At 54.9% G+C, this 4,068-nt stretch carries 6 protein-coding genes; 2 read left to right on the top strand and 4 right to left on the bottom strand.

All coding sequences use genetic code 11. From position 1 onward, the window contains the following. The 4 genes from B2W52_RS10460 to B2W52_RS10445 form a co-directional block, all read right to left on the bottom strand. The coding region (locus B2W52_RS10460; RefSeq protein ID WP_286802909.1) for an exonuclease domain-containing protein at positions 1-207 on the bottom strand (207 nt) is incomplete at its 3' end. 48 nt (positions 208-255) lie between these two features. Next, positions 256-498, bottom strand: a complete 243-nt coding sequence (locus B2W52_RS10455; protein WP_273073129.1) for a DUF2442 domain-containing protein — start codon at positions 496-498, stop codon at positions 256-258. Further along, on the bottom strand, positions 479-709 hold the full coding sequence (locus B2W52_RS10450) for a DUF4160 domain-containing protein (protein WP_053112583.1): 231 nt from the start codon (positions 707-709) through the stop codon (positions 479-481). Before B2W52_RS10450 ends, B2W52_RS10455 begins: the two co-directional genes overlap by 20 nt. Before the next feature lie 60 nt (positions 710-769). After that, positions 770-1,567, bottom strand: a complete 798-nt coding sequence (locus B2W52_RS10445) for a hypothetical protein (protein WP_286802906.1) — start codon at positions 1,565-1,567, stop codon at positions 770-772. 366 nt (positions 1,568-1,933) lie between these two features. Here B2W52_RS10445 and B2W52_RS10440 point away from each other — a divergent pair, with 366 nt between their 5' ends. After that, positions 1,934-2,962 (top strand): response regulator, encoded by a 1,029-nt coding sequence (locus B2W52_RS10440; RefSeq protein WP_286802904.1) that lies wholly within the window; start codon positions 1,934-1,936, stop codon positions 2,960-2,962. Positions 2,963-2,965: 3 nt separating this feature from the next. Further along, positions 2,966-3,952, top strand: a complete 987-nt coding sequence (locus B2W52_RS10435; RefSeq protein WP_286802902.1) for a GGDEF domain-containing protein — start codon at positions 2,966-2,968, stop codon at positions 3,950-3,952. The last annotated feature ends 116 nt before the right edge of the window (positions 3,953-4,068 follow it).

Genomic DNA, 4,068 nt, shown 5'->3' with positions numbered 1-4,068 from the left:
CAGCGCTTTCTGAGGAGTAATACCGGTAATCAGGCAGGCCTCCGGCGACGGCAAATAGTCATCGCCAGGCTTGCAGTAGATCACCAGTGGGTCTTCGATAATGTTGAGATCCGCATCCGTTCGCACCCCGGCAAACTGGGAAGGCCTGTCGTGAACCGGGTCTACCCCGAAGGTTTCGTAATCGTGCCAGTAAAACGAGCGGATCAAAACAGAAGCTCCTGCAGTCGCGAAATCGGGGTCAGGGGGGAGGGACAATCAGGCAGCACTTTGCCGGGCTTTAACCGACAACATCGCCTCAATACTCAGGTGATAGTCGATATCTTCCCACTCGATGCCTGTTGCATCACAAATGAAACGATACTTGCGAAATTCCTCAATCGAGGCGCGCTCCAGCTCTGGATACCAATGAATAGGTGTCGATATCACGCGGCCGTCCTCCAGCTCTACGTGGAGATGGCGATCGTCTATATGAACGGATTTACCCTTCAAACCAGGCATTCCAACGCTCCAGAAACTCCGACCTATGGCTTTCAATAATTCCAAGGCAGGCTCGCAGCTCCTGATGTTTCAGTGAACTGTGCACCACCTTTAAATCACTTAACTGGATTTTAGCCCATCGCTCGCCTTTAAGTACATGGACGTGCGCAGGCCAGTGATCGTTGGCGTAAAAGAAGAACTTGAAGCCATTCAGGTAAAGAAGGGTTGGCAATGATCACTCCATGATCCCATGAGCCAAAACTTTTATTCGAAAACAAAACGAGAGACACCCTTAAAAGAGCTGCTTACCCATGTCATTGCGGTGGGTCTGCAATCGCTGCACGCCCTGGGTTATCAATTGGTCCATATCAACCGTCATGCTCGTGGGCAGGTTGATGAAAACACCCTGCTCGGCGCTGATCACGTTGGCGCCATCAGGGCTTTGCCAATTTACATCTTCCCGCTGAAAACCGATGAAGAAATCATTGGTGAAATCGGTAACGCCATCCGTGCCCTCTTGACCAACAATAAGGGATTGCAGACGGGTCAGGGGCGCACAGTTAGTGGCCGCACCTGAAGTGCAGTCAGCGGGAGCAGCAGCAGGATCGACTATCCCAATATGACTGGCGCGGCGACGAGTTGGTTGGGCGTTTTGATCCATCAGCGTGGCGTCGTATATCGTGCCGGACCCATCATCGAGTTTCAGGCCAATATCGCCACTGAAACTGCTGGTCAGCGAGGAAACCGACCCTCTCGCCTGCCCGAACCCCATACGAAAGCCAGAAAGCTTACCCTCTGCAGGGTCTTCCGCCAGCTCGATATAAGGTTTGAACGCCTCGAAATGAACAGTATCTCCGGCACTATAGGTACGGCCGTTGAACTGCTTACCGTCATTGCGGGCAATATGCCCCAGCGCAACCTGCTGGGCGGCAAAGTCCACGCCTCCGTCGATTTCGCCGGCTGTCACATCGTCGATATTGACTCGGGTCTCAACATCCATCCCTAGAGTCATTCGGGTAAACTGAAGCCCATCGACCCCACCGTCAATGTTCTCGATCTGCATAAAAGCCTGCCCGGTCACCTCACCCATTGTCTCCTCAGAAATGGGCTTCAGCTCGGCCTGGGCAACGGGCGCAATACCCAGGCAGAACAGGGTGACGGCAGCGTATCCATACGCCTGCTGTCTCATATAATTGCGTCTCTGAAAAACCATTATTATTTTATGTGCCGACGACACACTATAAACAAGGCAGACCGGCCAATAGAGTGAGCAGGTTCACAATCGCCGTTTACAATTCAGTAATACTCGGCCAAGTTTGAATACAGTCACAAAACCTTTGGTTTAATATGCTTACAACACCTTACCTACGGTTACGAACGCTGTAGCAAACGTGTACATAACAACCACTACTGATATACTTTCGCCCCTTATGATCAACCCTCAACGGCTTCCTCAATGACCACCCGCATACTGATCTGCGACGACTCCGCCCTTGCCAGAAAACAAATGGCCCGGGCCCTGCCGGAGGGGCTGCGGGGGGATGTCAGTTACGCAAAAGACGGCGTGGAAGCCCTTGAGAAATTGCGGAGGCATGAGGCAGAGCTGATGTTCCTGGATCTGAACATGCCGGAAATGGACGGCTATCAGGTACTGGAGCAGATCCGCGAGGAAGACCTGCCGGTGATGACCATCGTGGTTTCCGGCGATATCCAGCCTGAAGCCCGGGAGCGGGTAAAGAAACTCGGCGCCCTCGACTTTATCAAGAAACCCACCGAGACGTGCATTGTGCTCGACCTGTTGGTGGAATACGGTGTGTACCGCCCCGGAGACCTTGAAGACGCCGCACTTCAGGACACCAGCCTGAAAAACACGAGCAGCTCTGCGCCGGAACTCTCCGTTTCCCTGAACGACTATCTTCAGGAGATTTCCAACGTCGCCATGGGCCGGTCCTCGGATCTGCTGGCCCGCCTGTTGCGCGTGTTCGTAAAGCAGCCGATCCCCAAGGTAGCCTTCCTGGCCAACTCCGAACTGCATATGGCCATTTCCTCGGTAAGCGACAGCGACACGTATTCGGCCGTGTGCCAGGGGTTCACCGGCGCCGGGATCGCCGGGGAAGCGCTTCTATTGTTTGCAGACGCCAGCTTCCGGGAAATGGCAGAGATGCTTCACTACGACACCCTTGAGAGTGAGGCGGTGAATGTGGAAGTGCTGATGGATATGTCCAGCATACTCTTCGGCGCCTTCCTCAAAGGCATCGGCGACCAGCTGGACCTTAAACTCGGCCTGGGCCATCCAACAGTGCTTGGCCAGCATCGGCAGATTACCGAATTGCTTGAACACCACAGTTCCAGGGAAGAACAACTGCTGTGCATCGAAATCTGCTACACCCTGGAAGACCGGGACATCGAATGCGACATGCTGATCCTCCTCACCGAGGATTCAGTACCTTTTCTCGAAGATCGCCTTCAATATCTGGTGGACTAACCCATGGCCATAGAAGAATCTGAAGCCAATTCCTTTCACTGGCTGATGGACATGCTGGAATCCGTAGAAGTGGGCCTGGTGGTCCTGGATCTGGATTTCAGAGTCGAAGTCTGGAACGGATTCATGGAGAACCACAGCGGTATCACCGCGAGCAAGATCCAGGGCCAGGTACTGTTCGATGTATTCCCGGATATCCCCAAAGCCTGGCTGACCCGCAAAGTCGACGCCGTAGCCTTGCTCAACACCAAAGCCTTTACATCGTGGGAGCAACGCCCTTACCTGTTCCAGTTCCGCAATACCCGGCCCATCACCGGCACTGAGGAGTACATGTTCCAGAACCTGACCATCAGCCCGCTATCCGGCACAACAGGCGAGGTCGAGAAGGTGTGCCTGATGGTGTACGACGTTACCGACATCGCCAGCAGCAAAATGGCCCTGGAGCGGGCCAACGAACAGCTGGCCAAACTGAGCATGACAGACCGCCTCACCGGCCTGCTCAACCGGGGCACCTGGGAAAACCTGGTGGACGCCGAGTTCGAACGCTTCCGCCGCTACGGCCACACCACCAGCCTGGTGATGTTTGATATAGACCACTTCAAGCCGGTGAACGACACCCACGGCCACCTGGCCGGGGACGAAGTGATCAAACACACCGCCAGCGTCACCCGTAACGCCATCCGCCAATCCGACAGCGCCGGCCGCTATGGCGGCGAGGAATTCGGCATCGTCATGCCAAAGACCAAGCTGGCTGAAGCCAAAGTGCTGGCGGACAAGGTCCGCGCGACGGTCGAATCCAAGAAGCTGATGCGCAAGTCGACCAATGAGGACCTGGGCAACATTACGATCTCGATCGGCGTCACTGAGTTCAAGGCCGGTGAATCGGTCGAGCAATTGATCGAACGCGCTGACAATTACCTCTACAAATCGAAGCAACAGGGCCGGAACCGCGTCACATCGGATGAAAATGCCGATGTGGCCAACGCCGCCTGAGTCTGCTCGACGCCTGATACAAAGCCTGCTTCACTCCCCCGCAAGGGGGAGTGACTCGTTTTGGACACCACGCAGAAATCCAAGCGCAGCCTGCGAGGGGAACGCTTCTTTCGCTG

This window comes from Marinobacter sp. UBA2498 (assembly GCF_002341575.1).
GTDB lineage: Bacteria > Pseudomonadota > Gammaproteobacteria > Pseudomonadales > Oleiphilaceae > Marinobacter > Marinobacter manganoxydans.
This window is presented reverse-complemented; position numbering and strand designations above follow the sequence as displayed.

Excerpts from the sequence above, each read along its gene's own strand:
- B2W52_RS10455 (WP_273073129.1), bottom strand. The coding sequence starts at position 498 with ATGCCTGGTTTGAAGGGTAAATCCGTTCATATAGACGATCGCCATCTC.
- B2W52_RS10445 (WP_286802906.1), bottom strand. The coding sequence starts at position 1,567 with ATGGGTGAGGTGACCGGGCAGGCTTTTATGCAGATCGAGAACATTGAC.
- B2W52_RS10440 (WP_286802904.1), top strand. The coding sequence starts at position 1,934 with ATGACCACCCGCATACTGATCTGCGACGACTCCGCCCTTGCCAGAAAA.
- B2W52_RS10435 (WP_286802902.1), top strand. The coding sequence starts at position 2,966 with ATGGCCATAGAAGAATCTGAAGCCAATTCCTTTCACTGGCTGATGGAC.